Origin of the sequence: Gemella sp. 20925_1_85 (assembly GCF_041433735.1) — a bacterium.
Taxonomy (GTDB): domain Bacteria; phylum Bacillota; class Bacilli; order Staphylococcales; family Gemellaceae; genus Gemella.
In genome coordinates this window covers 1-717 of the sequence record NZ_JAPWCC010000061.1, presented here as the reverse complement: position 1 = coordinate 717, position 717 = coordinate 1, and the positions used below count along the sequence as shown (strand labels likewise).

Below are 717 nucleotides of genomic sequence, written 5' to 3'. Positions count from 1 at the left end.
AGTCCTCGACCTATTAGTATTAGTCAGCTGAACACGTTACCGTGCTTACACTCCTAACCTATTCTCCTTGTCGTCTTCAAGGGGTCTTAATATCCGTGGGAAATCTCATCTCGAGGGGGGCTTCATGCTTAGATGCTTTCAGCTCTTATCCCTTCCGTATTTAGCTACCCAGCTATGCCACTGGCGTGACAACTGGTACACCATTGATACGTCCATCCCGGTCCTCTCGTACTAAGGACAGCTCCTCTCAAATTTCCTACGCCCACGACGGATAGGGACCGAACTGTCTCACGACGTTCTGAACCCAGCTCGCGTACCGCTTTAATGGGCGAACAGCCCAACCCTTGGGACCGACTACAGCCCCAGGATGCGATGAGCCGACATCGAGGTGCCAAACCTCCCCGTCGATGTGGACTCTTGGGGGAGATAAGCCTGTTATCCCCAGGGTAGCTTTTATCCGTTGAGCGATGGCCCTTCCATGCGGAACCACCGGATCACTAAGTCCTGCTTTCGCACCTGCTCGACTTGTAGGTCTCACAGTCAAGCTCCCTTGTGCCTTTACACTCTGCAAATGATTTCCAACCATTCTGAGGGAACCTTTGAACGCCTCCGTTACTCTTTGGGAGGCGACCGCCCCAGTCAAACTGCCCACCTGACACTGTCTCCCGGTCTTCTACGCCGAGGGTTAGAATTTCAATACAGCAAGGGTAGTATCCC

1 rRNA gene is annotated in these 717 nt (G+C 53.0%); it reads right to left on the bottom strand.

The features are described 5' to 3' along the window. Positions 1 to 717 (bottom strand): 23S ribosomal RNA (locus O3884_RS09005); the annotation flags it as partial.